Here is a 24413-nt window from a genome sequence, read left to right as displayed (position 1 = left end):
GCACATGGCCAAGGAAGCGCGCGGCGATTTCTATCCGGTACCTATCGTCGACCAGAACACGCGACCGGGCGCGGTCACCCGGCTCATCGTCTTCATCGTCGTCCTGACAGGGGCAGCGATCGTCTTCGGCCTTTTCCGCGAGCGACTTGGCGATCCATTCCTGCTCGGCATGCTTGGCGTGCTGGCGATGATCGGCGTCGGCTTTCTGTTCGCCACTGCGATCGGCTTCGTGCACATCACGCCGCGCTCGACAAGCGACGAACTGTCGAAAGCCTTCGTCGATTCGATGTCGCAAGGTCTCCTGGTCACCGACACCAAAGGCCGTATCATCTACGCCAACCGGACCTATGCCGATATGACGGGTGCCGAGTCGGCCGCCGACCTCAAGACCGTCGAAGGTTTGCTTTCAGACGTTCCCGAGGCCTCGGTGACCATATACCGGCTGGCGTCCGGCCTGCGTGATGGCCAGCCTGGCGACGGCGAGTTTCGGCTCGCGCAGTCCATTCGGCCAGGCGCCGAACCGGGCGCTCGCTGGTACCGCGTTCGGGCCCGCGCCTTCAGCGTTCCCGGCCAGCGGCTGCCCATGCTTGCCTGGCAGCTTGCCGACATCTCGCAGGAACGGGCCGAGCAGGAGCGGTTCTTTCTCGACCTGCAAAAGGCGATCGATCACCTCGACCATGCGCCGGCCGGTTTCTTTTCGGCCGACCAGGAAGGCCGCGTCACCTATATCAACGCGACCCTTGCGGAGTGGCTGGGCATCGACCTGGCCAGCTTCACTCCCGGCGCCATCACGCTGCCGGAGATCGTCGCCGGCGACGGCATGGCGCTGGTCCGTTCGGTCAAGGCCGACGCTGGTACCACGCGCAATGCCGTTATCGACCTCGATCTGACGACGATGACCGGCGAGGCGCTGCCGGTGCGCTTCATGCATCGTGTCTCGGCCAGCCGAGAGGGGCTCAACGGCCCGACTCGCACCATCGTGCTCAACCGGACGCAAGGCGAGGACGCTTCGGCCGACCTCCGCGCATCGGAAATACGCTTCACGCGGTTCTTCAACTCGACGCCGATGGCGATAGCCGGCGTCGACCATGCCGGCCGCATCCTGCGCACCAATGCGCCGTTCCTGTCGCTGTTTTCCTCGGTCGTCGACCGCGATGCGGTCGATCGGCGTGTGCGGCTGGATACGGTGATCCACGAGCGCGACCGGCCGGCTTTCGCCGCGGCCTTTGAAAAGGCACGCCAGCAACAGGCTGACATCGAGCCGATCGATACGGTGCTGCCCGGCAATGAGGAGCGCCACATACGCTTCTACGTCAACGCGGTCGCAGACGGTACCGGTGGCGAGGGCGCCGAGGAATCGGCCATCGTCTATGCCGTGGAGACCACTGAGCAAAAAGCCCTCGAGGGCCAGATGGCGCAGAGCCAGAAGATGCAGGCGGTCGGCCAACTCGCCGGCGGCATCGCGCATGATTTCAACAATGTGCTGACCGCCATCATCATGGCCTCGGACCTGCTTTTGACCAACCACCGGCCGTCCGATCCGTCGTTCCCGGACATCATGAACATCAAGCAGAATGCCAACCGGGCGGCCTCGCTGGTGCGGCAGTTGCTGGCCTTCTCGCGCAAGCAGACGCTGCGGCCGGAGGTGCTCAACCTGACCGACGTGCTCGCAGATCTAAGGATGCTGCTTGCCCGGCTGGTCGGCAACGACATCAAGCTCAAAATCGACCATGGCCGCGACCTGTGGCCGGTCAGGGTCGATATCGGGCAATTCGAGCAAGTGGTGGTCAATCTGGCGGTCAATGCACGCGATGCGATGCCGGCCGGCGGCGAGCTCACCGTACGCACCCGCAACGTCAGCGCCGGAGAGTGCAAGACCTTTTCCTACCGCGAACTTACTCCGGCCGACTATGTGCTGGTCGAGGTCGAGGACAGCGGCAGCGGCATCGCGCCTGATGTGCTGAAAAAGATCTTCGAGCCCTTCTTCACGACAAAGGAGGTTGGCAAGGGAACCGGCCTCGGCCTGTCCATGGTCTATGGCATCATCAAGCAAACAGGCGGCTTCATCTTCTGCGATTCCGAAGTCGGCAAGGGATCCGTGTTCCGCATCTTCCTGCCGCGGCACATTGCGGAGGCAAGGAAGGCGGGCGAGGCTGGAGAAGTGCCGGCCGCCCCTGCCAAGATCGCCGACTCAGCCAAGGATCTGTCGGGCTCGGCCACGGTGCTGCTGGTCGAGGACGAGGACGCCGTGCGCATGGGCGGCATGCGGGCGCTGAAATCGCGCGGCTACACCGTCCACGAGGCGTCGTCGGGCGTCGAGGCGCTTGAAGTCTACGAAGCGCTCGGCGGCAAGGTCGACGTCGTGGTGTCGGACGTGGTGATGCCGGAAATGGATGGCCCGACGCTGCTTGGCGAATTGCGCAAACGGCAGCCCGACATCAAGTTTATCTTCGTGTCCGGCTATGCCGAAGACGCGTTCGCCAAGAACTTGCCGGCCGACGCGCATTTCGGCTTCTTGCCGAAGCCGTTTTCGCTCAAGCAATTGGCCACGATCGTAAAGGACATGCTGGAATCCTGACCCTTCCAACGCTCCGCTTGCGCAATGTCGTGAGACTGCCATGATTGCAGGCGAAACGGGCGACGGGTTTTGGAAGCATGCCGTGACGCCACACAACGAGGCTAGCAAAGGCGACTACGCAAGCACGGTGCTGCTGCCGGGCGACCCGCAGCGCGCTGAATGGATGGCGGAGACCTTTCTGGAAGCGTCGCGCTGCGTCAACCGCCGCCGCGGCGCGCTCGGCTTTACCGGGTTGTTTCGCGGCAAGCCTGTCAGCGTCCAGTCCACCGGCATCGGCGTCCCGTCATTCCTGGTCTACGTGCACGAGCTGCTGGATTTCTACGGTGCGAAAACGTTGATCCGCACCGGCACCTGCGGCGGCCTGACCGCCGAGATGGCGCTGCGCAGCCTGGTGATCGCACAATCGGTGCGCGGCGAAAATGCGGAGAGCGGCCAGGTTTTTGGTCTCTATCGTGCCGATGCCGGCCCCGATCCTGCATTGTTGGCCCAGGCGTTGGCCCGGGCTTCGGAACTCGGGATCGACCATCGGGCCGGGCTGACGATCTGCAGCGACATTTTTTATCATCCGCTGGGGCGCGAACGCTTTGCCGAAGCACAGGCACAGGGGGCGCTCGCCGTGGATATGGAAACCAGCGCACTCTACCGCATTGCGGCCGATTTCGGCGCCCGGGCGCTGTCGATCCTGACCGTCGTCGACAATGTGGCAACCGGCGAGCAGACCGACTATTCCGAACGCCAGGGCCTTTTCACCGATATGACCCGGCTGGCGCTCGACATGGCGGCGGAGAGCTAGGCGGCTTCTACTTCGGAGTACGGAACCTCGCCAGGTTCCGTACTTTTCAACGCTTCGTGCAGGTCGAGGCGGTAAAGGCGCCGTCTGGCTGCTTCATGATGATATCGAAGGACGGGGTGGTTCCGCTTTCCAGCGTCGCCTGCGTAAGCGAGATCGAGTTGCCGCCACTGGTGTAGCCGCCCAGCGGACCCAGCCAGGTGATCACGCCGTCTGCATCCATCTGGTAATTGTAGCTTTGCGGCGCGATGCCGAAGCTCACCGGACCGCTATAGACGTTTCCCTTGATGGTGATGTCGCCGAGGCTGAGGAACATGCCAAGCAGATAGACTTCGCAATGATAGGAGCCGTCCGGCAGCTTGCCGTCGCTGAAGCCGGCGCGCGCTACGGTCGTCGCCGCCAGCAGAAGCATGGCGGTGAAAATGCAAGAAGCTCTGAAGGCCATGGAGTCCCCCGTTAAGGGTTCGAACTTGCCTCATTTCGCTGCGGCGCTGCAATCCTCGCCAGCGCTCATATGATGCTGCTCAAAATTCGGGCATTGGCCTATATGTGAGTAAAACTTAGGCTGATACGAGTGATCTTTTCTCATTTCAAACCTGGCAGGGGAGGTTCATCTCCTGCGGCTAATACATTAACCGACTGACAGGGCTGGGAAATCTCAAACACTCCGATCTTTCGCCGGTGATTGGCACAGCCGTTGCATGGTCCTGTTCCGATGCAGTTAACCAGCTTGGGAGTTTAAAAGTATGAGGGGCAGTTTCTCGACAATAACAAAAATGTTTTCGGCCGGCGTGGTCACCGCCGGCCTGCTGATGAGCATTCCCGCCAGGGCGGCCGACGACACCATCAAGGTCGGCATCCTCCATTCGCTGTCGGGAACCATGGCGATCTCGGAGACGACGCTGAAGGACGCCATGCTGATGCTCATCGAAGAGCAGAATGCCAAGGGCGGCCTGCTCGGCAAGAAGCTCGAGGCGGTGGTCGTCGATCCGGCTTCCAACTGGCCGCTGTTCGCAGAAAAAGCGCGCGAGCTGATCTCGAAGGACAAGGTCGCCGCGGTGTTCGGCTGCTGGACCTCGGTGTCGCGCAAATCGGTGCTGCCGGTGTTCAGCGAGCTCGACAACATCCTGTTCTACCCCGTCCAGTACGAAGGCGAGGAAAGCGAGCGCAACGTGTTCTACACCGGTGCGGCGCCGAACCAGCAGGCCATTCCGGCCGTCGATTATCTGATGAGCGAGGATGGCGGTTCGGTGAAGCGCTGGGTGCTCGAAGGCACCGACTACGTCTACCCGCGCACCACCAACAAGATCCTCGAAGCCTACCTGAAGGCGAAAGGCGTTGCCGCCGAAGACATCATGGTCAACTACACGCCGTTCGGCTTCTCCGACTGGCAGACCGAAGTCTCGGCGATCAAGAAATTCGGTTCGGCCGGCAAGAAGACCGCCGTCGTCTCGACCGTCAACGGTGACGCCAATGTGCCGTTCTACAAGGAACTCGGCAACCAGGGCATCAAGGCCGAGGACATTCCGGTCATGGCCTTCTCGGTTGGTGAGGAAGAGCTTGCCGGTCTCGACACCGCGCCGCTGGTCGGCCATCTCGCCGCCTGGAATTATTTTGAGAGCGTCGACACGCCCGAGAACGCGAAGTTCATCGCCGACTGGCACAAATTCATCAAGAACGACAAGCGCACCACCAACGACCCGATGGAAGCCCATTATATCGGCTTCAACATGTGGGTGAAGGCGGTCGAGAAGGCCGGCACCACCGATCCGGACAAGGTCATCGACGCCATGGTCGGCGTCTCGGTGCCGAACCTGACCGGCGGTTATTCGACGATGATGCCGAACCATCACATCACCAAGCCGGTGCTGATCGGCGAAATCCAGGCCGACGGCCAGTTCGAAACCGTCTCGCAGACGCCGGGCCTGGTGATGGGCGACGAGTGGTCCGACTATCTGCCTGACTCCAAGGACCTGATCTCCGATTGGCGCGCGCCTCTGTCCTGCGGCAACTTCAACGTTGCCACCGGCAAATGCGGCGGCAAGGGAACCAACTGATCCTCCCGGTCTGTCCTCCCAGACCCGCAAGCCTCCGGGCAGGCTCCTCCTCCAGCCTGCCCGGAGGCGACATTCAATCTTCAAGAGCCACCAGAAACCAATGATCCTGATCCGCGCGATTGGCCTGATGCTGCTCCTTCTCCAGGGGACGCTGCTGCCGTCGAACGCCAGCGAAGCAGATCTGCGCGTGGTCATCGCCAAATTCGCCACCGCCGCCAATTTTCCGGCGATAGAAGCCGTGGTGCGGGAGCTTGCGGCTTCCGGCGATCCGGCCGTAGAACGGCCGCTTGCCGCGCTTGCGGAGGGCAGCCTTTACGTGCGCAAGGCCGATTCACTGGTCTTTGTCGGCAAGGAGAGCGGCGACGGCATCGAGCTGCTCGATGCGCTTACCGGCGAAAGATCGGGCGAAGCTGCCAAGGCCGACATCAGCAAGATCAAGGTCAACAACACGCTGCGCCGCGTCATTCGCGATGCATTGGGCACGCTGACGCTTGGCTCAAAGGATCCGGCCGTGCGCATTGCCGCCGCCGACACCATGTTCAAAACGCCCGACGCGGCAAACATCGAGCCGCTCGACACCGCCATCGCCAATGAGAGCGTGGCAAGCGTCAAGGCGCTGCTAGAACAGGCCCGCGCCGCGTCGGTTCTCGTTTCCGACAGGCCGGAGGCCGACAAACTGGCGGCAATCGCGCTCATCGGTGCGCGCAGCGACCGCGATGCGGTGTCGCTGCTCACGTCGGTCGAGGCCAGTTCCGAAGGTGCGGTGAAAGACGCGGCGACGGCTGCGATCGCCAACATCAATTCGACGCTGGCGCTGTGGGATGCCGGCCAGAACGTCTGGTACGGCATATCGCTCGGATCGGTGCTGCTGCTGGCGGCGATTGGCCTTGCCATCACCTTCGGCGTCATGGGCGTCATCAACATGGCGCATGGCGAGATGGTCATGCTCGGCGCCTACACGACCTTCGTCGTGCAGGAGGTTATCCGCAATTGCTTTCCCGGCCTGTTCGACTGGTCGCTGGTCATCGCCCTGCCGCTGGCCTTCCTGGTGGCGGCGCTCGTCGGCCTTGTCATCGAGCGCGGGCTGATCCGCTTCCTCTACGGCCGGCCGCTGGAGACACTGCTGGCGACATGGGGTGTGTCGCTGATCCTGCAGCAAGCCGTACGCACCATCTTCGGGCCGACCAACCAGGAGGTCGGCAACCCGTCCTGGATGTCCGGCTCGTTCAATATCGGCCAGCTTGCCGTGACCTGGAACCGGCTCTGGATCCTGGTATTCGCGCTCGGCGTGTTCGCTGTGCTGCTCTACGTGATGAAACGCACGCCCTGGGGGCTGCAGATGCGTGCCGTCACCGCCAATCGCCGCATGGCCGCCTCGATGGGCATCAGGACGCCTTGGGTCGATGCGCTAACGTTTGCACTCGGCTCCGGCATTGCCGGCATCGCCGGTGTCGCGCTCAGCCAGATCGACAACGTCTCGCCCAATCTCGGCCGCGGCTACATCATCGACAGCTTCATGGTCGTCGTTTTCGGCGGTGTCGGCAATCTTTGGGGCACGCTGGTCGGCGCTTTCTCGCTCGGCATCGTCAACAAGTTCCTCGAACCTTATGCCGGAGCAGTGCTCGGCAAGATCGTCGTCCTGGTGCTGATCATCCTGTTCATCCAGAAACGCCCGCGCGGTCTGTTCGCGCTAAAGGGCAGGTCGGTGGAAGCATGATCACGGGACGCTTCTTTGCCGCCGGCGCCGACCGCCGCGTCGCCATCACCATCTTCATCCTGCTGGCGGTTGCAATCGTCGTGCCGCTGCTCAATCTTGCGGTCTCGCCGACAAGTGCGTTTTACGTGCCGTCCTATATCGTCGCGCTCACCGGCAAATACCTCTGCTATGCACTGCTCGCCTTGGCGCTCGATCTCGTCTGGGGCTATTGCGGCATCCTCTCGCTCGGCCACGGCGCCTTCTTCGCACTCGGCGGCTATGCGATGGGCATGTATCTGATGCGCCAGATCGGCTCGCGCGGCGTCTACGGCAATCCGCTGCTGCCGGATTTCATGGTGTTCCTTAACTACAAGGAATTGCCATGGTTCTGGTATGGTTTCGACCATTTCTGGTTTGCCGCGGTCATGGTGCTTGCGGTGCCCGGCCTGCTCGCCTTCGTCTTCGGCTGGTTTGCCTTCCGCAGCCGCGTCACCGGCGTCTACCTGTCGATCATCACCCAGGCGATGACCTATGCGCTGCTGCTTGCCTTTTTCCGCAACGACATGGGTTTCGGCGGCAATAACGGCCTGACTGATTTCAAGGACATTTTGGGCTTCAACGTGCAGGCCGACATGACGCGCTCGGCGCTGTTCGCGGCCAGCGCCGTCATGCTGGCGTTTGCCGTCTTCGTCACCTGGGCAATCGTCGGTTCCAAGTACGGCAAGCTTCTGATGGCGGTGCGCGACGCCGAAAGCCGCACGCGCTTTCTCGGCTGGCGGGCGGAGAACGTCAAACTGTTCGCCTTCACCGTGTCGGCGGTGATGGCCGGCATCGCCGGTGCGCTTTACGTGCCGCAGGTCGGCATCATCAACCCTGGCGAATTCGAGCCGTCCAATTCGATCGAGGTGGTGGTGTGGGCGGCCGTCGGCGGGCGCGGCACCATCGTCGGGCCGATCATCGGCGCGCTTCTGGTCAATGCCGGTAAATCCTGGTTCACCGGCGTGCTGCCTGAATTCTGGCTGTTTGCGCTGGGCGGACTGTTTGTCGCCGTCACGCTGTTCCTGCCCAAGGGCATCATCGGCATGTGGGATTCCTGGCGCGGCAACGCCAAGGCGCTGCGGGCGGCCTCGGTTGCCGAAGAAGCCGGCATCGATCCCGATGCGCCGGTGCCGCCGAAAACCGACCGCTCGGCGGCGAGAAGGCCGGGCGACTGGTCGGCCTCCGGCGCCGAACCGCAGCCGGCGGAGTGATGGCCTGATGTCGAAGAGCAACACCATCCTCTATCTCGACGGCGTGTCGGTTTCCTTCGACGGGTTTCGCGCCATCAACAACCTTTCGCTGGTGCTCGACAAGGGCGAGATGCGGGCGATCATCGGCCCCAACGGCGCCGGAAAGACGACGATGATGGACATCGTCACCGGCAAGACGCGGCCCGACGCGGGTGAAGTTTTCTTCAACGGTGAGGTCGACCTAACCAAACACGACGAGGCCGAAATCGCCATGATGGGCATCGGCCGTAAATTCCAGAAGCCGACCGTCTTCGAAAGCCACACGATCGAGGACAATCTGATGCTGGCGCTGAAAGGCCCGCGCTCGATCTTCCCGGCACTGTTCCATCGTCGGTCGGCCGCGGACGTGCGGCAGATCGACGACATCCTCGGCATCATCCGGCTTGGCGACAAGCGTGACGAACTCGCCGCCAATCTGAGCCACGGCCAAAAGCAATGGCTCGAGATCGGCATGCTTCTGGCGCAGGATCCGAAGCTGCTGCTGGTCGACGAACCGGTTGCCGGCATGACCGATGCCGAGACCGAGGAAACCGCGCGGCTGCTCAGGGACATCGCGCGCGACCATTCTGTCATTGTCGTCGAGCACGACATGCATTTCGTGCGCGAGCTCGGCGTCAAGGTCACCTGCCTGCACGAAGGCTCGGTGCTTTCCGAGGGCAGTCTCGACTTCGTTTCGGCCGACGAGCGCGTCGTCGAAGTCTATCTGGGGAGATGAACATGGTCTGGCGCGTTCCGTTCCATCATTTCGACCTTTCGTTCTTCACGCGTTGGAGAAAGCGCTGACCATGCTCGAAGTCTCCAATGCCACGCTGCACTACGGCGCTGCCCAGGCGCTGCGCGGCGTCTCGCTGAAGGCCGGCGCCGGCAAGATCACCTGCGTGCTCGGCCGCAACGGCGTCGGCAAGACCAGTTTGATGAGATCGATCGTCGGCCATCACCGGCTGACGAGCGGAAGCGTTGCCTTCGAGGGGAAGGCGCTCGACCGGAGCGCGGCGTATGATCGCGCCCGGTCGGGCATCGCATTCGTGCCGCAGGGCAGGGAGATATTTCCGCTGCTTACGGTGCGGGAAAATCTCGAATCCGGTTTTGCGCCGTTGAAGCGCGCCGATCGCAACATTCCCGCTCACGTCTTCGAATTGTTTCCGGTGCTGAAGCAGATGCTCGCGCGCCGCGGCGGCGATCTTTCCGGCGGCCAGCAGCAGCAGCTTGCCATCGGCAGGGCGCTGGTGATGCGGCCGAAGCTGCTGGTGCTCGACGAGCCGACCGAAGGCATCCAGCCGTCGATCATCAAGGACATCGGCCGCGCCGTCCGCTATCTGCGCGACCAGGCCGGCATTGCGGTGCTTTTGGTCGAACAATATCTCGATTTCTGCCGGGAATTGGCCGACGAGGTCAATATCATGGACCGCGGCCAGATCGTCCATACCGGCCCCGCCGAGGATCTCGACCGGGCGGACGTCCGCAAATTCCTGACTGTCTGAATTCTTATTGATTCCATTGGTTTGCAACTCTGGCGCGCCGAAGATTGCGTGCTAGATTTTGCTTGGCCTTGGTGAGTCGGCCGCTTTCCGTACCAGTTCCAATTTGGCAGATCAGGGGAAGGCGCGGGCCGCGCCGGCACGCTTGCGCGCAAGCCGTTCCCTTCCAGCGATCTGTTGTCGTCCAACATTTCGGGTGCTTGGGAGCCAGGGCTAGACGATGGAGCGCTATGTCGAGGACTACCAGAAACGACGGCTCACGGAGCGCGTCGATATCCTAACAGCCATCAACATTCTGAAATCGCAGGGGTATGACCACGACGAACTCATCGCGGAGATCACCAAGGTCTTCTATGTCGACCTCGATGCTTTCAACGAGATCGTCAGGGTTGATCGGCGTCCGGACGAACGCGCCGCATAGCCGGTAGTTTAGGACCAAGCCAGGCGGACCACCGACAGCGGGGGCGTCAGCCTGCGACCCGCTTCATCAGCGCGATGGCGCCGAATGGAGCGCGGACCTTGCCCTCGGTGATGAAGTAGACGAACACATCGCGTGGCTTGACCGGCGCGTCGGTTGAAGGATCGGCGCGCGACAGGTCGGCCGGCACCTTGCCTTCCGCCCAGGTTTTTGCGCGCGCCGCCCATTCGTCGAGCGCCTTTGGCGTATAGCAATCGGGATTGTCGTCGCTGCCGGTCTGCAGCCGCGCATAGATGAAATCGCCGGTAACGTCGGCAATCCCCGGATATTTGGCGTGGTCGGCATAGACGATGGCGGCCTTGTGCTTTCGCGCCAAGGCGGCGAACTCCGGCACGATGAAGCTGTCGTTGCGCACCTCGACCGCGTGGCGCAGCGCAACGCCGTCCTGCTTTTCCGGCAACAGCTTGAGGAAGGCCTCGAAATCGTCCGGGTCGAATTTCTTGGTCGGCGCGAACTGCCACAGGATCGGCCCGAGCTTGTCGCCAAGTGCCGCGACGCCCGACCCGAGGAAGCGCATGATCGATTCCCCGGCCTCGCCGAGCACGCGGCGGTTGGTGACGAAGCGGTTGCCCTTCAGCGAATAGACGAAACCATCCGGCGCCTCGTTGGCCCATTTGACGAAGGTCGGCTCCTTGAAGCTCGAATAATAGGTGCCGTTGACCTCGATAGTGAGCACCTGCCGGCTGGCATAATGCAGTTGCTTGGCCTTCGACAATTTGTCCGGGTAGAAGGACGTGTCCCACGGCTCGAAGGTCCAGCCGCCCATGCCGGCGCGGATTGTTCCTGATTGAGTCATGGTCGTCCTCCCGGTTTGCAGAAAAGGATCACGCGATGGCGGTCGTCTCGACGGCTTTCGCCATGTCGACGACCGTCCATCCTGGCCGATATGGATTGGGCCGGCGACCCGTTTCGCGAAAGCCGTAGGCCTTATACAACGAAACGTTCCGTTCCATTCTGGCATTGGTGTAGAGTCGGATTTCCGGCAAGCTCCACAAGCGCGTCTGTCGCTCGGCCCAGTTGAGCAGCCCGATGCCGAAACCCTTGCCCTGAAAGGCGGGCGCAACGGCGACGCTGAAGATCATTGTATGGTCCGCATGTCGTTCGAGAACGATCAAGCCGGCCGGCTGTCCGTCCTGCTCCGAAAGCCAGACCTCGCCGCGTTCTATGCGCGGCGCATAGTCCTCGGTGACCGGGATCGGCGGTGCGCCGAGCAGGGCAGTGTAGGGCGCGTAGGCGTCGGTGGTGAGCGAGATCACCATGGGGAGATCATCGGCCCGAGCGGCTCTCATGATCAAAACTGGCCCGCGCCGGCAGCGGCCGCAATCACCTTGTCCATGCCGGCCGCTATCGCGGCGACGGCATTGCGACTGGCGTCGCCCAAGCCGTGGCGCTCGGCGAGCCAGTGCGCGTCATTGTAAGAGAGCCAGACCTTGCCTTGCTCGTCCTCCCAGGCCAGTGCCTTGACCGGCAGATCGATGCCGGCAAGCTGCCGGTCCTGCATCAGCGGCGTGCCGCCTTTCGGGTTGCCAAAAATCAGAAGCTGGGTCGGACGCAGGGAAGCTTCGACACTGCGCGCACCGGCGGCGTGGTCAATGCGGGCGAAGACCAGCAATCCTGCACGTTCCACAGTCCCGACCAGGCGATCGATCGTTTCGGCCACGCCGAAGCGGCTTTGGAGCGTGATGAGACCGTTCTTTACCATCACTCCGCCGCTTCGCGCTTGCCTCCGGGGCGCCGCTCCAGCAATTCCCTCAGGAACTGCCCGGTATAGCTGCGTTTTTCGCGAACGATCTCCTCAGGCGTGCCGGACGCTACCAGCTCGCCGCCGCCGTCACCACCTTCGGGGCCGAGATCGAGCACCCAGTCAGCGGTCTTGATCACCTCTAGATTGTGCTCGATGACGATGACCGTGTTGCCCTGGTCGACCAACTCGTGCAGCACTTCAAGCAGCTTGGCGACGTCGTGGAAATGCAGGCCGGTGGTTGGCTCATCGAGAATGTAGAGCGTCTTGCCGGTCGCCTTGCGCGACAGTTCCTTGGCAAGCTTGATGCGCTGCGCCTCGCCGCCCGATAAAGTCGTTGCCTGCTGGCCAACATGGATGTAGCCGAGGCCGACCCGTTTCAGCGTCTCCAGCTTGTCGCGCACACCGGGCACGGCGGCGAAGAAATCGACGCCTTCCTCGACCGTCATGTCGAGAACGTCGGCGATTGATTTGCCCTTGAACAGGACGTCGAGCGTCTCGCGGTTGTAGCGCTTGCCGTGGCAGACGTCGCAGGTGACGTAGACGTCGGGCAGGAAGTGCATCTCGATTTTGATGACGCCGTCGCCCTGGCAGGCCTCGCAGCGGCCGCCCTTGACGTTGAACGAGAAGCGGCCCGGCTGGTAGCCGCGCGCCTTGGCCTCCGGCAGGCCGGCGAACCAGTCGCGGATCGGCGTGAAGGCGCCGGTATAGGTGGCAGGGTTGGAGCGCGGGGTGCGCCCGATCGGCGACTGGTCGATATCGATGACCTTGTCGAGGAATTCCAGCCCCTCGATTCGGTCATGCTCGGCCGGATGCTCGCGCGAGCCCATGATGCGGCGCGACGCCGCCTTGAACAGGGTCTCGATCAGGAAGGTCGACTTGCCGCCGCCGGATACGCCGGTGACGGCGGTAAAGGTGCCGAGCGGGATTTCGGCGGTGACGTTCTTCAGGTTGTTGCCGCGCGCGCCGACGACCTTCAGCCGGCGGTTCTTCTTGGCCTCGCGCCGAACCGCCGGCGTCGCCACTTCGAGCTCGCCCGACAGATACTTGCCGGTGATCGAGGCGGGGGTCGCCATGATCTGCTGCGGCGTGCCCTGCGCGATGATGTGGCCGCCATGGATGCCGGCCGCCGGGCCGATATCGACGACGTAGTCGGCATGCAGGATGGCGTCCTCGTCATGCTCGACGACGATGACCGTGTTGCCGATGTCGCGCAGATGCTTCAGCGTGTCGAGCAGGCGGGCATTGTCGCGCTGGTGCAGGCCGATCGACGGCTCGTCGAGCACATAGAGCACGCCGGTCAGGCCGGAGCCGATCTGCGAAGCCAGCCGGATGCGCTGGCTCTCGCCGCCCGACAACGTGCCGGAGTTGCGCGACAGCGTCAGATAGTCGAGACCGACATCGTTGAGGAAGCGCAGCCGCTCGCGGATTTCCTTGAGCACGCGCACCGCGATCTCATTCTGCTTGTCGTTGAGCGATGCAGGCAGGTCGGTGAACCACTGGTCGGCCTTGCGGATCGACAGCTCGGTGACCTCGCCAATGTGCTTGCCGGCGATTTTGACCGCGAGCGCCTCGGGCTTCAGCCGATAGCCGCGGCAGGCCGGGCAGGGCGTGGCCGACATGAAGCGCTCGATCTCCTCGCGCATCCAGGCGGATTCCGTTTCCTTCCAGCGGCGCTCGAGGTTGGGGATGACGCCCTCGAAGGTTTTCGTCGTCTTGTAGGAGCGCAGGCCGTCATCGTAATGGAAGGTGATTTCGCGCTCGCCGGTGCCGTGCAGGACGGCTTGCTTTGCCTCCTCGCTCAAATCCTTGAACTTGTCGCCGAGCTTGAAGCCATAGGCAACGCCCAGCGCTTCCAGCGTCTGCGCATAGTAGGGCGAACTCGACTTCGCCCAAGGGCTGACGGCGCCGGCCCGCAGCGAGACATTCTCGTCGGGCACGACCAGGCTGGCATCAATGGCGCGTTGGCTGCCGAGCCCGTCGCAGGTCGGGCAGGCGCCGAACGGATTGTTGAAGGAGAATAGCCTGGGCTCGATCTCGGGAATGGTGAAGCCGGATACCGGGCAGGCGAACTTTTCCGAGAACAGCATGCGTTCATGCGTCTCGTTCTTCGATTTGTTGACCGAATCCTCGCCGGTCTGGCTGGCGTCGAGCGGCTTGTCGGCAAATTCCGCCACCGCCAGCCCGTCGGCCAGCTTCAGCGCGGTCTCGATGGAATCGGCGAGCCGCGTCGCCAGATCGCCGCGCACGACGATGCGGTCGACGACGACGTCGATGTCGTGCTTGTACTTCTTGTCCAGCGCCGGCACGTCGGCGATCTCATAGAAGACGCCATCGACCTTGACGCGCTGAAAACCCTTCTTCTGCAGCTCCAGCAGCTCCTTGCGGTACTCGCCTTTGCGGCCGCGCACCATCGGCGCCAGGATGAACAGCCGGGTGCCTTCCACGACTGCAAGCACCCGGTCGACCATCTGCGAGACCGTCTGGCTCTCGATCGGCAGGCCGGTGGCCGGCGAATAGGGTACACCGACGCGGGCGAACAAAAGCCGCATATAATCGTAGATCTCGGTGACGGTGCCGACCGTCGAACGTGGGTTCTTCGAGGTGGTCTTCTGCTCGATGGAGATGGCTGGCGACAGGCCGTCGATCTGGTCGACGTCCGGCTTCTGCATCATTTCGAGGAATTGCCGTGCATAGGCCGAAAGGCTCTCGACATAGCGGCGCTGGCCCTCGGCGTAGATGGTGTCGAAGGCAAGCGACGACTTGCCCGACCCCGACAGGCCGGTCATGACGATCAGGCTGTCACGCGGCAGGTCGAGATCGACATTCTTCAGATTGTGTTCGCGTGCCCCGCGAATGGAGAGATATTTATGGTCGGCCATCGCCGGTCGCCGCCTCAGAATCTGGAATTCGTGGGATGGGCGGGTTTTCCCGACCACCCCCTATGTAGGCAATTTCGCCGCCTTTTCGAGAGACGCCACAACTCTCGACCAAAGCGTTTAACCGCCTTTCGCGCGAACGGGCAAGCGGAAAGAACAAAGGCCGAACACGCTCCTGACAAAAGCTGCCCGTGGGGCCGGCTTCCCAAAACGTCTCGCGATCACATTTTTCGGTAATCGGCTATTCAAGGTTGACGTCCCTGCACCGTGGGGGCAGACTCCAGACGTCAACGAAGCCGGCCGTCTTTCGATGGCCTCGCGGCCTGGGGCTAGCCTGCGAGACGCCGCGGGTTATGCGATGAGCGCTTCGACGACGACAGTCGCAACCAACAGAAGGAGAGCAGAGGCATGACTCCACCGGATTGTTCGTTGAGGCTCCACGTGTCGCTGGAGCCGCGGCAGGTATAAGTGGCCAGGGTCAGGCGTTTTCGCTGCCCGCCAAACGGACCTGCTGATCCCCATAAAATCAGAGACTGCTAGTCGGATCGTCGGCTGAATGCCGCGAAGCATCCGAAATAAAATGCCGGCAGTACACTCCCGGCAATTTGGATTTCAGATCCAAGAAGCCCCGTCAGTTGCAAACGCAATGGCGGGGCTGTTCGTTTGAAGCGCAATATTTGTGGTTCACACCAGGCGAGCTTAGCGGCTGGAGGGCCTGATCCCGCCGGTAGCGACATCGATGGTGATGCTACCGGAAATCCGAACGTCGGTATCGCCAATCTTGAAGGTGCCGTTGCCGCTGCCTGGAGCCATATCGTCAGGCTCAGGCCGCGGCGCTGGCTCGGCGATGCGATAATCGCTGGTCACACCGGGCAGGGCGCCCTTTTGCGAAGACATCGAATTATCTTGGGCAAGTGCCATACCCACCAGCATGTTCGTGCCGGCTACGGTAGCGATAGCAAGGCATAACAGGCTGGACGAGCGGCTGGCGGTCATCGCCGGACTATAGTGCCGCGATAGCGGCAAGACCAGACCGATGTCGCTGAAATTGCGGGCGCTCAATCGCGTCAGTTCCGTCCGCCGGCCCAGCTCGTTCATGCGGCCTGCTTGCGAGTGTCGAAAACATGGTCGACGAGGCCCCAATCCTTGGCCTCCTGCGCGGTCATGAAAAAGTCGCGGTCGAGCGTGCGTTCCACTTCTTCGTAGGTGCGGCCGCAATGGCGGGCGTAAAGATCGGTCATGCGCCGCTTGGTGCGAAGGATGCCCTCGGCATGGCGCTGGATATCGGAGGCTTGGCCCTGGAAACCGCCGAGAGGCTGATGCAGCACGATGCTGGTGTTGGGTAGCGCGATCCGCCGCCCCGGTGTGCCGGCCATCAAAAGGAACGAGGCCATCGAGGCGGCGAAGCCCATACAAACCGTGGAGACCGGGCAGCTGATATACTGCATCGTATCGTAGATCGCGAAACCGCTGGTCACCACGCCACCCGGCGAGTTGATGTAGAGCGAGACCTCCTTGTCGGGATTGTCGGATTCCAACGACAGAAGCTGGGCGCAGACCAGCGCCGAGGTGCCGTCGTCGATCGCCCCGTTGATGAAGACGATGCGCTCGCGCAGCAGCCGCGAAAAAATGTCGAAGGCGCGTTCGCCGCGGCTCGACTGCTCGATCACCATTGGCACCAGATTGGCAAGGCCGCTCATCGGTTCTCTCCGTTGACTGTTGTCGTTCAGGCCGCGCGCAGGAAGAGGCGCGGCGTGTTTGCGGCGATCTGCTTGTGTCTGGGAGTGCGCGCTTCAAACGAAAGCCGGCAACCGGCGCCTGCCATCGCGATCTCCGGCACTGCTGCCCGAGCAAAACCATCATGGACGATGCGCAGATGCGTGCCGCCGGAAACGGTGCGGTCGAGCGTAAAGGTGACGATGCTGTCCACTGGGCTGTCGTTCATTGCGCTGTCCAGGGGGCTGCCGGGCGGCACCTGCGTATCGCCGGGCGCCGGCCGCTCCCGCCAGGAATAGCGCAGCAGCCGTCCGGGATCCGCGTCGAGGATTTCGCACTCGATCGGCGCATTCGGCGCTTTAAAGGCAAAGCGGTTGCCGATTTCGGGCTTGATGTCGTTCGGCATCATCCAGGCCGCGAGCAGGTCCGGCACCGTCAGCGCCCGCCACACCTTTTCCGGCGGTTCGGGCAGCTCGCACTCGAACTCGATCTTGTCTGCGGCCATTTCGGCGCGTTCTGTGCCTCGGCTGGTCATTGGTCCATGTCCTTCAAAACCGTCTTGAGTCTTTCGATGCGCTCTGGCCAGAACGCACGGTAGCGTTCGATCCAGCCGAGCAGTGGCGCAAGCCCCTTCGGATCGACGCGGTAATAGGCATTGCGACCGGCCCGGCGCTCGACCACGAGGCCGGCGCCGCGCAGCACTGCGAGATGTTGCGATACCGCCGGCTGCGATACCGGTATGCCAGTGCGCAGTTCCGACACCGTCATCTCGCCGTCGGCGAGCCGCTCATAGACGGCGCGACGCGTTGGATCCGCTAGTGCCCGAAAAATGTCTGCTTCGATCATGCCGAAAGCATAAGTCAATACTTATCGGTTTGGCAAGCCGTGTTTTTTAAGACAGGCGGTGTTTTTTAAGACAGGCGAGGTTTTACAAACTCGCTGGAGGCCAGCGTCTCACCATGTCGGGGGATCCGTTGAACGTCGCCTCGAAAACTGGTGACGCGAGCACAGCATGAATATGAAGCAATTCGGAGCCGACGTTTCGGAAGCCATGTTGCCTGTGCGCGGCAACAACAAGCGACTGTCCGGCAGTCAAGACGAGATGCTCTTCGTCGATCCACATCTCGGCCCTGCCAGCGATGACGGTAAGCACTTCCTCGACCGGGTGCCAATGTGTCGGGGCGCCAACCGCGGGTTCGACCCATTGTTCGAATATGCAAAGTTGAGTTGCGCCGTTGCAGGCCGAGACATGCATGCGGGTCTTTACTCCCGTCCGCCATTCTTCTTGCGGCTGATCGTCGTGCGCAACCATCTTCATGCGTTCGCCTCGATCCCATGGTCTGTGGAAATTCGACGCCAAGACACTACTTCTTACTGACAACTATTGACAGTGCAGGGCCTCTCCTATAGAACGAAAAGAGAACAAAAACCTTGTGGGAAAAGGCAGCGACGACAGGCAGGGATTGTCCATAGCCTGTAAGGTGCGGCGACAAAAATTCGGTTTCGGATGAGCGCGGAGAAGTATCATGGCGGGTAGCGTCAACAAGGTCATTCTGGTGGGCAACCTCGGGGCGGACCCTGAAATCCGCCGCTTGAATTCGGGTGACCCGGTCGTCAACATCCGCATCGCGACGTCGGAAAGCTGGCGCGACAAGACATCCGGAGAGCGCAAGGAAAAGACCGAGTGGCACAATGTCGTGATCTTCAACGACCAGATCGCCAAGGTGGCCGAGCAGTATCTGAAGAAGGGCATGAAGGTCTATGTCGAGGGCCAGCTGCAGACGCGCAAATGGCAGGACCAGACCGGCAATGACCGCTATACGACCGAAGTCGTGTTGCAGAAATTCCGCGGCGAGCTGCAGATGCTCGATGCGCGGGGCGAGGGCGGCGGCCAGGTCGGCAACTATGCCGGTGGTGGTGCGAGCCGCGGTTCCGATTTCGGCCAGTCCGGCCCGGGCGAAAGTTTCAATCGCGGTGGCGCCAACAAGGGCGGCGGCGGTGGTTCGTCGCGCGAGCTGGACGACGAAATCCCGTTCTGATTTCTCGGGGCGGACTGCCCTTGCGACGAAAAGCGCCGGCACCTTGGCCACGAAATGGCGTCCCGAAAATCTGTCTTGGATTTTCGGGACGTTGTGCGTTTGAGCGGTGAAAGGACGTATCAGGTGAAGGCAAGGGTCAAATGGGTCGAGGAGCGCACTTTCGTTGGCGAGTCCGCCAGTGGGCACAAGCTGGTGCTAGGCACTGCGTTCGGGCCGGAGGGCAAGACGCCGGGGCCGAGCCCAATGGAACTGGTGCTGATCGGCACTGGCGGCTGCTCGGCCTATGACGTGGTCCATATCCTCGAAAAGGGGCGCGAGGCGGTCGAAGATTGCGTGGTCGAACTCGATGCCGACCGTGCAGAAGCCGATCCCAGGGTGTTCACCCGCATTCACATGCATTTTGTCGTCAAGGGCCGGGCGCTATCACACGACAAGGTGAAGCGGGCGATCGGGCTTTCGATCGACAAATACTGCTCGGCCTCGGCAATGATGGCCAAGACTGCCGAGATTACCCACGACTTCGAAGTCATTGAAACGACAGCGAAGTAGGGTTGTCCCTACGTCGCCATCAGCGCCTTGATGCCGTCGGCGACGAACTGTACGGCGAGCGCCGCCAGGATGACGCCGAGCAGCCTTGTCAGGATCGAACGGCCGGTTTGGCCGAGGATACGGTCGATGCGCTCTGACAGCACGAACACCAGGTAGGTGATGACGAAGCAGATGGCGATGATGCCGACAAGGGCTGTCTGCGCCCCCAAACCCTGAAACGAGCTTGAGAGCAGGACGGTCGCCGAAATCGCGCCGGGACCGGCAATAAGCGGGATCGCCAGCGGAAAGGCGGCGATGTTGTGGATCATGTCCCTGGTGATGGCGACGTCGCCGATCTTCTCCTTGCGGTCCTGCCGGCGCTCGAACACCATTTCGAAGGCGATGAAGAACAGCAGAAAGCCGCCGGCGACGCGGAAGGCCGGCAGAGTGATGCCGAAGACTGACAGGATCGACGCGCCGGCGATTGCGAACAACGCCATTACCAGGAAGGCGATGACCGAGGCGCGCACGGAGACCTGGTTGCGCTCCTCGCGGTTCATGCCGCGGGTCACGGCGAGGAAGAGCGGCGCCAGGCCGGGCGGATCGATCGTCACCAGTATGGTGACGAAGGCGTTGAACAGGCTGTCGAAGCTCGGCATGCTGACCCTCCCCGCCGGCAAAGCCGGATAACGGGATTGGTAGAGCAAAGCGGAGCCAGTGGAAACCGTGCGGATCAGGGGCTGACGGCCCGGCGCGCCAGAAACTCGACTTCGAGACGCCAGGTGGCGCCGTCGTCCTGTGAGCGTTCGCCCAGCCAGCGGAACGAATTTTCGGTGATGCGCGAAAAGCTCCAGCGCACAGCAGATCCGGTGCCGTCTGCGCCTTGCTGGATGATGGTGTCGCCCTCGGCACGGCCGAGCTGGCGGCTGTAGTACTGATTGCGCGGATCGCTCCAGAAGATGTGCCAGGCGTCAACGCCGGGATCGTAGACGCGCAACGTCGTGCCATAGAAGGTCCATTTGCCGAGCGAGGGCGAGGGGCCGGCGTCACGGGCAGGCAGGATCCATACGTCCTGGATCGCGCGGCCTTCGAGCACCCAGCCGAAATGCACTTCGCCGCGCCCGGTCAGCACCTGACCGTCCTCGAGATGGCGCGTGGCGTCGAACGTCCAGGCGCCGATGAAGCGGCCATAAAGATTCAGTTTCTCGGCAAGGGCCGGTACGGGCCCACCGCTGTGCAGGGCCTTGGCAAAGGAATTGGACATGGCTTCGCTCTCATCTTGTCAGGAGACCGGCAAGCATAGAGGCTCACAGGGGTTCTGCGCTTGGGAAAAGTTGCTATGTTTCGGCGATGACGACGAGCGCGCACAGGCTGGCGTCGGGCCGAGGCTGGCAGGTGTCGGATGTCATCTGCACCGCCAGCGCCGCCGACAGGCCATTCGAGGAGGAGCATCGGGATTTCTGCGTTGCCGCCGTAACCAACGGCACCTTCCGCTATCGTGCGCGCGAGGGCACGGCGATGCTGGCGCCGGGCGCGCTCCTGCTCGGCAATCCCGGCACATGCTATGAATGCGGTCACGAGCATGGTGCCGGCGACCGCTGCCTCTCCTTCCATTTCGGACCGGCCTATATGGAGCGGATCGTCGCCGACGTGCCGGGCACGAAGACGCTCGATTTCGGCACGCCGCGCCTGCCGCCCTTGCCGGCGCTGGTGCCGCTGCTTGCCGAAGCGGAGGCGGCGCGCGAGATGGCCGACACCGGCGCGTTCGAGGAACTCGCCCTGCGCATTGCCGGTGCCGCGGTGACAGCGGCTTGCAGCGCCACGGATCGGGGACGGACGCCGAGCCGCCGTGACCAGAAGCGTGTTGCCGAAGCGGTGCGGCGCATCGAAGTCGATGCCGACCGGCCGATCTCGCTTGCCGAACTCGCCGACGAGACCGCCACCAGCCCTTACCATTTCCTGCGCACCTTCCGGCACGTCGCCGGTATGACGCCCTACCAATTCCTGCTGAGAGCGCGGCTGCACAGGGCAGCCGTGCGGCTCCGGACGTCGGATCAGACGATTTCGGCGATTGCCTTTTCGGCGGGATTCAACGATCTATCAACCTTCAATCGTCGTTTCCGGCGGCTGATGGGCGAGGCGCCGGGTACTTATCGCGCCCGCCGGCGACGCCCGTGAAAGGGTGCCACGGCCATATCGTCGCAATTGGTTTATCCTTTTGAATTTGCCGCTAAAAACCACACTGGAAAACTGCCGCGATTGTTGGAGTTTCAGGCTGGCTTCCTATATAAGCACCAAGTGATTCCTGATTAGATTGTGATCCGATTTGACCGACCAAAAGACACCGCGCGGCGCCGACGGCGGCCCCACCGGCATCGAGCCGATATCCATCATCGAGGAGATGCAGCGCTCCTATCTCGATTACGCCATGAGCGTGATCGTCAGCCGCGCGCTGCCGGACGTGCGCGATGGCCTCAAGCCGGTGCATCGCCGCATCCTCTACGCCGCCTATGAGAGCGGCTATCACTGGAACCGCAAATATGTGAAATCGGCACGCCCGGTCGCCGACGTGATGGGTAAATACCATCCGCATGGCGACGCCTCGATCTACGACGCTTTGGTGCGCATGGCGCAGGATTGGTCGCTGCGCGTGCCGCTGATCGACGGGCAGGGCAATTTCGGCTCGATCGACGGCGATCCGCCGGCGGCGATGCGCTACACGGAATCGCGGCTGACCAAGGTCGCGCATGAGTTGCTGGAAGACATCGACAAGGACACAGTCGATTTCCAGGACACTTACGATGCGTCCGGCAGCGAACCGAAAGTCCTGCCGGCGCGCTTCCCGAACCTGTTGGTCAACGGCTCCGGCGGTATCGCCGTCGGCATGGCCACCAACATCCCGCCGCACAATCTGGGCGAGGTCTGCAACGGCGCCATTGCCCTCATCGATAATCCGGCGATCGACCTTCCGGCGCTGATGGAGATCATTCCGGGACCGGATTTCCCGACCGGCGGCATCGTGCTTGGCCGTTCCGGTATCTACAGCGCCTATTCGACCGGCCGCGGCTCCATCGTCATGCGCGGCCGCGTCAACGTCGAGGCGCGCGGCAACGATCGGGAATCGATCGTCATCACCGAGGTTCCCTATCAGGTGAACAAGGCGTCGATGATCGAGAAGATGGCCGAGCTGGTGCGCGACAAGCGCATCGAGGGCATTTCCGACATTCGCGACGAGAGCGACCGGCAGGGCTACCGCGTCGTCATCGAACTGAAGCGCGACGCGGTCGCCGATGTCATTCTCAACCAGCTTTACCGCTTCACCCCGCTGCAGACATCCTTCGGCGCCAACATGGTGGCACTGAACGGCGGCAAGCCGGAATTGCTGACTCTGACCGACATGCTGAAGGCGTTCGTCGCCTTCCGTGAGGAGGTGATCAGCCGGCGCACAAAATTCCTGCTGCGCAAGGCGCGCGACCGCGCCCATGTGCTGGTCGGCCTTGCCATCGCTGTTGCCAACATCGATGAAGTCATCAAGCTGATCCGCAGCGCTCCGGACCCGCAGACGGCGCGCGAGCAGTTGATGGAGCGGCGCTGGCCTTCGGGCGACGTGGAATCGCTGATTCTTCTGATCGACGACCCGCGCCATCGCATCAACGAGGACGGTACCTACAATCTCTCCGAGGAGCAGGCGCGCGCCATCCTCGAACTGCGCCTGCAGCGCCTGACCGCGCTCGGCCGCGACGAGATCGCCGACGAGCTGAACACGATCGGCGACGAGATCAAGGACTACCTGGACATCCTCTCGTCCCGCGCCCGCGTCCAGCAGATCGTCAAGGACGAGCTCATCGCCGTGCGCGACGAGTTCGGCACGCCGCGCCGCACCGAGCTCGCCGAGGGCGGGGCGGACATGGAAGACGAGGACCTGATCCAGCGCGAGGACATGGTCGTCACGGTCAGCCATTCCGGCTACATCAAGCGCGTGCCGCTGTCGCTCTACCGGGCGCAGCGCCGCGGCGGCAAGGGCCGCTCCGGCATGTCGACCAAGGAAGAGGATTTCGTCACCCGGCTGTTCGTCGCCAACACGCACACGCCGGTGCTGTTCTTCTCCTCGCGCGGCATCGTCTACAAGGAAAAGGTCTGGCGCCTGCCGATCGGCAACCCGCAATCGCGCGGCAAGGCGCTGATCAATATGCTGCCGCTCGAACAGGGCGAGCGCATCACCACGATCATGCCGCTGCCGGAGGATGAGACGAGTTGGGGCGAGCTCGACGTCATGTTTGCCACCACGCGCGGCACCGTACGTCGCAACAAGCTGTCGGACTTCGTCCAGGTCAACCGCAACGGCAAGATCGCCATGAAGCTGGACGAGGAAGGCGACGAGATCCTCGGCGTCGAGACCTGCACCGACAATGACGACGTGCTTTTGACGGCAAGTTCCGGCCAGTGCATCCGCTTTCCGGTCAGCGACGTACGCGTCTTCCAGAGCCGCAATTCGGTCGGCGTGCGCGGCATTGCGATGGCCGATGGCGACCGGGTGATCTCGATGGCGGTGATCGAGCATGTCGATGCGCCGCCGGCGGAACGTGCCGCCTACCTCAAGCGGGTGGTGGCCGAACGCCGGCTCGCTGCTGACATTGCGGCCGGCGAGGAGGAAGAAATCCAGCTCACCAATGAAGAGGTCGGCGAAGAGGCGGAGCTTTCCGACGACCGCTATGAGTTCCTCAAGGCGCACGAGCAGTTCGTGTTGACGGTGACGGAATATGGCTACGGCAAGCGTTCATCGTCCTACGATTTCCGCCTGACTGGCCGTGGCGGCAAGGGTATTCGCGCCACCGACGTCTCGAAAACGGCCGAAATCGGCCGCCTGGTGGCGACCTTCCCGGTCGGCAACGACGATCAGATCATGCTGGTTTCGGATGGCGGCACCGTCATTCGCGTCCCGGTCAACGGCATTCGTTTCGCCAGCCGCGCCACCAAGGGCGTTACTATCTTCAATACCGCAGAGGGCGAGAAGGTCGTTTCGGTGGAGCGGATTTCAGAACCGCAAGCCGACGAGGAGATCGAAGAGAGTGTCGATGCTGAAGGTGGCGCTTCCACCGATGCCGAAGGTGGGGAGCCTGATACTACCGTCGAGTGAGTTTGCC

Annotated in this window: 24 protein-coding genes; 12 read left to right on the top strand and 12 right to left on the bottom strand. The window is 62.6% G+C overall.

Annotated elements, in window-relative coordinates:
* The first annotated feature begins 4 nt into the window (after positions 1–4).
* Positions 5–2578 carry a cell cycle histidine kinase CckA gene (gene cckA / locus NKI52_RS09165; protein WP_023674849.1) on the top strand — a complete coding sequence of 858 codons (2574 nt, stop codon included), beginning with the start codon at positions 5–7 and terminating at the stop codon, positions 2576–2578.
* 82 nt (positions 2579–2660) lie between these two features.
* Entirely contained in the window at positions 2661–3371 is a 711-nt protein-coding gene (locus tag NKI52_RS09160; RefSeq protein WP_023674850.1) for a purine-nucleoside phosphorylase, read from the top strand.
* 46 nt (positions 3372–3417) lie between these two features.
* On the opposite strand, the gene NKI52_RS09155 is transcribed toward NKI52_RS09160, so the two are convergent.
* Entirely contained in the window at positions 3418–3813 is a 396-nt protein-coding gene (locus NKI52_RS09155; protein ID WP_023674851.1) for a hypothetical protein, read from the bottom strand.
* Between the two features lie 301 nt (positions 3814–4114).
* Here NKI52_RS09155 and urtA point away from each other — a divergent pair, with 301 nt between their 5' ends.
* The 6 genes from urtA to NKI52_RS09125 all read left to right on the top strand — a co-directional run bounded on the left by urtA (position 4115) and on the right by NKI52_RS09125 (position 10309).
* Entirely contained in the window at positions 4115–5425 is a 1311-nt protein-coding gene (gene urtA / locus NKI52_RS09150) for an urea ABC transporter substrate-binding protein (RefSeq protein ID WP_023674852.1), read from the top strand.
* A gap of 100 nt (positions 5426–5525) precedes the next feature.
* Complete coding sequence (urtB, locus tag NKI52_RS09145; protein WP_352697716.1) at positions 5526–7142, top strand: urea ABC transporter permease subunit UrtB; 1617 nt, start codon at positions 5526–5528, stop codon at positions 7140–7142.
* Positions 7139–8371, top strand: coding sequence for an urea ABC transporter permease subunit UrtC (gene urtC, locus NKI52_RS09140; protein ID WP_023674854.1), 1233 nt, complete (start codon positions 7139–7141; stop codon positions 8369–8371). Before urtB ends, urtC begins: the two co-directional genes overlap by 4 nt.
* A 7-nt stretch (positions 8372–8378) precedes the next feature.
* Positions 8379–9125, top strand: a complete 747-nt coding sequence (urtD, locus tag NKI52_RS09135; protein ID WP_023674855.1) for an urea ABC transporter ATP-binding protein UrtD — start codon at positions 8379–8381, stop codon at positions 9123–9125.
* 70 nt (positions 9126–9195) lie between these two features.
* On the top strand, positions 9196–9891 hold the full coding sequence (gene urtE / locus NKI52_RS09130) for an urea ABC transporter ATP-binding subunit UrtE (RefSeq protein ID WP_023674856.1): 696 nt from the start codon (positions 9196–9198) through the stop codon (positions 9889–9891).
* A gap of 217 nt (positions 9892–10108) precedes the next feature.
* Complete coding sequence (locus NKI52_RS09125) at positions 10109–10309, top strand: hypothetical protein (RefSeq protein ID WP_023674857.1); 201 nt, start codon at positions 10109–10111, stop codon at positions 10307–10309.
* A 46-nt stretch (positions 10310–10355) separates the two neighbouring features.
* On the opposite strand, the gene NKI52_RS09120 is transcribed toward NKI52_RS09125, so the two are convergent.
* The 9 genes from NKI52_RS09120 to NKI52_RS09080 all read right to left on the bottom strand — a co-directional run bounded on the left by NKI52_RS09120 (position 10356) and on the right by NKI52_RS09080 (position 17957).
* Positions 10356–11162: a DUF72 domain-containing protein gene (locus tag NKI52_RS09120; protein WP_023674858.1), complete on the bottom strand. Its 807-nt coding sequence runs from the start codon at positions 11160–11162 to the stop codon at positions 10356–10358.
* Between the two features lie 28 nt (positions 11163–11190).
* Positions 11191–11661 carry a GNAT family N-acetyltransferase gene (locus NKI52_RS09115; protein ID WP_023674859.1) on the bottom strand — a complete coding sequence of 157 codons (471 nt, stop codon included), beginning with the start codon at positions 11659–11661 and terminating at the stop codon, positions 11191–11193.
* Entirely contained in the window at positions 11658–12068 is a 411-nt protein-coding gene (locus NKI52_RS09110) for a DUF302 domain-containing protein (protein ID WP_023674860.1), read from the bottom strand. The genes NKI52_RS09115 and NKI52_RS09110 overlap by 4 nt, the downstream gene beginning before the upstream one ends.
* Entirely contained in the window at positions 12068–14989 is a 2922-nt protein-coding gene (uvrA, locus tag NKI52_RS09105) for an excinuclease ABC subunit UvrA (RefSeq protein WP_352697713.1), read from the bottom strand. Before uvrA ends, NKI52_RS09110 begins: the two co-directional genes overlap by 1 nt.
* Positions 14990–15685: 696 nt before the next feature.
* Positions 15686–16084, bottom strand: a complete 399-nt coding sequence (locus NKI52_RS09100; protein WP_352697711.1) for a hypothetical protein — start codon at positions 16082–16084, stop codon at positions 15686–15688.
* Complete coding sequence (locus tag NKI52_RS09095; RefSeq protein ID WP_352502501.1) at positions 16081–16686, bottom strand: ATP-dependent Clp protease proteolytic subunit; 606 nt, start codon at positions 16684–16686, stop codon at positions 16081–16083. Before NKI52_RS09095 ends, NKI52_RS09100 begins: the two co-directional genes overlap by 4 nt.
* 26 nt (positions 16687–16712) lie before the next feature.
* Entirely contained in the window at positions 16713–17237 is a 525-nt protein-coding gene (locus tag NKI52_RS09090; protein ID WP_352697709.1) for an SRPBCC family protein, read from the bottom strand.
* Positions 17234–17548, bottom strand: coding sequence for an ArsR/SmtB family transcription factor (locus tag NKI52_RS09085; RefSeq protein WP_352448759.1), 315 nt, complete (start codon positions 17546–17548; stop codon positions 17234–17236). The genes NKI52_RS09090 and NKI52_RS09085 overlap by 4 nt, the downstream gene beginning before the upstream one ends.
* Before the next feature lie 82 nt (positions 17549–17630).
* The gene (locus tag NKI52_RS09080; RefSeq protein WP_352697841.1) at positions 17631–17957 is read right to left on the bottom strand and encodes a cupin domain-containing protein; all 327 of its coding nucleotides are present in this window, start codon (positions 17955–17957) and stop codon (positions 17631–17633) included.
* A gap of 271 nt (positions 17958–18228) precedes the next feature.
* Between NKI52_RS09080 and NKI52_RS09075 the strand changes: the two genes are divergently transcribed.
* Positions 18229–18741: a single-stranded DNA-binding protein gene (locus NKI52_RS09075; protein ID WP_023674867.1), complete on the top strand. Its 513-nt coding sequence runs from the start codon at positions 18229–18231 to the stop codon at positions 18739–18741.
* A gap of 123 nt (positions 18742–18864) precedes the next feature.
* The gene (locus NKI52_RS09070; RefSeq protein WP_352646472.1) at positions 18865–19290 is read left to right on the top strand and encodes an OsmC family protein; all 426 of its coding nucleotides are present in this window, start codon (positions 18865–18867) and stop codon (positions 19288–19290) included.
* Positions 19291–19298: 8 nt separating this feature from the next.
* Here NKI52_RS09070 and NKI52_RS09065 read toward each other — a convergent pair whose 3' ends face one another.
* Together NKI52_RS09065 and NKI52_RS09060 are read right to left on the bottom strand one after the other, a co-directional pair.
* On the bottom strand, positions 19299–19928 hold the full coding sequence (locus tag NKI52_RS09065; RefSeq protein ID WP_352697707.1) for a MarC family protein: 630 nt from the start codon (positions 19926–19928) through the stop codon (positions 19299–19301).
* Between the two features lie 74 nt (positions 19929–20002).
* Positions 20003–20533: a hypothetical protein gene (locus NKI52_RS09060; RefSeq protein ID WP_352646474.1), complete on the bottom strand. Its 531-nt coding sequence runs from the start codon at positions 20531–20533 to the stop codon at positions 20003–20005.
* Between the two features lie 86 nt (positions 20534–20619).
* On the opposite strand from NKI52_RS09060, the gene NKI52_RS09055 reads away from it, so the two are divergent.
* Both NKI52_RS09055 and gyrA read left to right on the top strand, forming a co-directional pair.
* On the top strand, positions 20620–21447 hold the full coding sequence (locus NKI52_RS09055; protein WP_352593499.1) for a helix-turn-helix transcriptional regulator: 828 nt from the start codon (positions 20620–20622) through the stop codon (positions 21445–21447).
* 148 nt (positions 21448–21595) lie between these two features.
* The gene (gene gyrA, locus NKI52_RS09050; RefSeq protein ID WP_023674872.1) at positions 21596–24406 is read left to right on the top strand and encodes a DNA gyrase subunit A; all 2811 of its coding nucleotides are present in this window, start codon (positions 21596–21598) and stop codon (positions 24404–24406) included.
* Positions 24407–24413: the final 7 nt, after the last annotated feature.

This window comes from Mesorhizobium sp. M0590 (genome assembly GCF_040320905.1).
Classification (GTDB): domain Bacteria; phylum Pseudomonadota; class Alphaproteobacteria; order Rhizobiales; family Rhizobiaceae; genus Mesorhizobium.
This window is presented reverse-complemented; position numbering and strand designations above follow the sequence as displayed.

Bases quoted from the DNA above. Each gene is read 5' to 3' on its own strand.
- urtB (WP_352697716.1), top strand. From the start codon at position 5,526: ATGATCCTGATCCGCGCGATTGGCCTGATGCTGCTCCTTCTCCAGGGG.
- NKI52_RS09060 (WP_352646474.1), bottom strand. From the start codon at position 20,533: ATGTCCAATTCCTTTGCCAAGGCCCTGCACAGCGGTGGGCCCGTACCG.
- NKI52_RS09090 (WP_352697709.1), bottom strand. From the start codon at position 17,237: ATGACCAGCCGAGGCACAGAACGCGCCGAAATGGCCGCAGACAAGATC.
- NKI52_RS09085 (WP_352448759.1), bottom strand. From the start codon at position 17,548: ATGATCGAAGCAGACATTTTTCGGGCACTAGCGGATCCAACGCGTCGC.
- NKI52_RS09065 (WP_352697707.1), bottom strand. From the start codon at position 19,928: ATGCCGAGCTTCGACAGCCTGTTCAACGCCTTCGTCACCATACTGGTG.
- NKI52_RS09120 (WP_023674858.1), bottom strand. From the start codon at position 11,162: ATGACTCAATCAGGAACAATCCGCGCCGGCATGGGCGGCTGGACCTTC.
- urtE (WP_023674856.1), top strand. From the start codon at position 9,196: ATGCTCGAAGTCTCCAATGCCACGCTGCACTACGGCGCTGCCCAGGCG.
- cckA (WP_023674849.1), top strand. From the start codon at position 5: ATGGCCAAGGAAGCGCGCGGCGATTTCTATCCGGTACCTATCGTCGAC.
- NKI52_RS09080 (WP_352697841.1), bottom strand. From the start codon at position 17,957: ATGCATGTCTCGGCCTGCAACGGCGCAACTCAACTTTGCATATTCGAA.
- urtC (WP_023674854.1), top strand. From the start codon at position 7,139: ATGATCACGGGACGCTTCTTTGCCGCCGGCGCCGACCGCCGCGTCGCC.
- urtD (WP_023674855.1), top strand. From the start codon at position 8,379: ATGTCGAAGAGCAACACCATCCTCTATCTCGACGGCGTGTCGGTTTCC.
- uvrA (WP_352697713.1), bottom strand. From the start codon at position 14,989: ATGGCCGACCATAAATATCTCTCCATTCGCGGGGCACGCGAACACAAT.
- urtA (WP_023674852.1), top strand. From the start codon at position 4,115: ATGAGGGGCAGTTTCTCGACAATAACAAAAATGTTTTCGGCCGGCGTG.
- NKI52_RS09110 (WP_023674860.1), bottom strand. From the start codon at position 12,068: ATGGTAAAGAACGGTCTCATCACGCTCCAAAGCCGCTTCGGCGTGGCC.
- NKI52_RS09095 (WP_352502501.1), bottom strand. From the start codon at position 16,686: ATGAGCGGCCTTGCCAATCTGGTGCCAATGGTGATCGAGCAGTCGAGC.
- NKI52_RS09155 (WP_023674851.1), bottom strand. From the start codon at position 3,813: ATGGCCTTCAGAGCTTCTTGCATTTTCACCGCCATGCTTCTGCTGGCG.
- NKI52_RS09125 (WP_023674857.1), top strand. From the start codon at position 10,109: ATGGAGCGCTATGTCGAGGACTACCAGAAACGACGGCTCACGGAGCGC.
- NKI52_RS09055 (WP_352593499.1), top strand. From the start codon at position 20,620: ATGACGACGAGCGCGCACAGGCTGGCGTCGGGCCGAGGCTGGCAGGTG.
- NKI52_RS09100 (WP_352697711.1), bottom strand. From the start codon at position 16,084: ATGAACGAGCTGGGCCGGCGGACGGAACTGACGCGATTGAGCGCCCGC.
- NKI52_RS09075 (WP_023674867.1), top strand. From the start codon at position 18,229: ATGGCGGGTAGCGTCAACAAGGTCATTCTGGTGGGCAACCTCGGGGCG.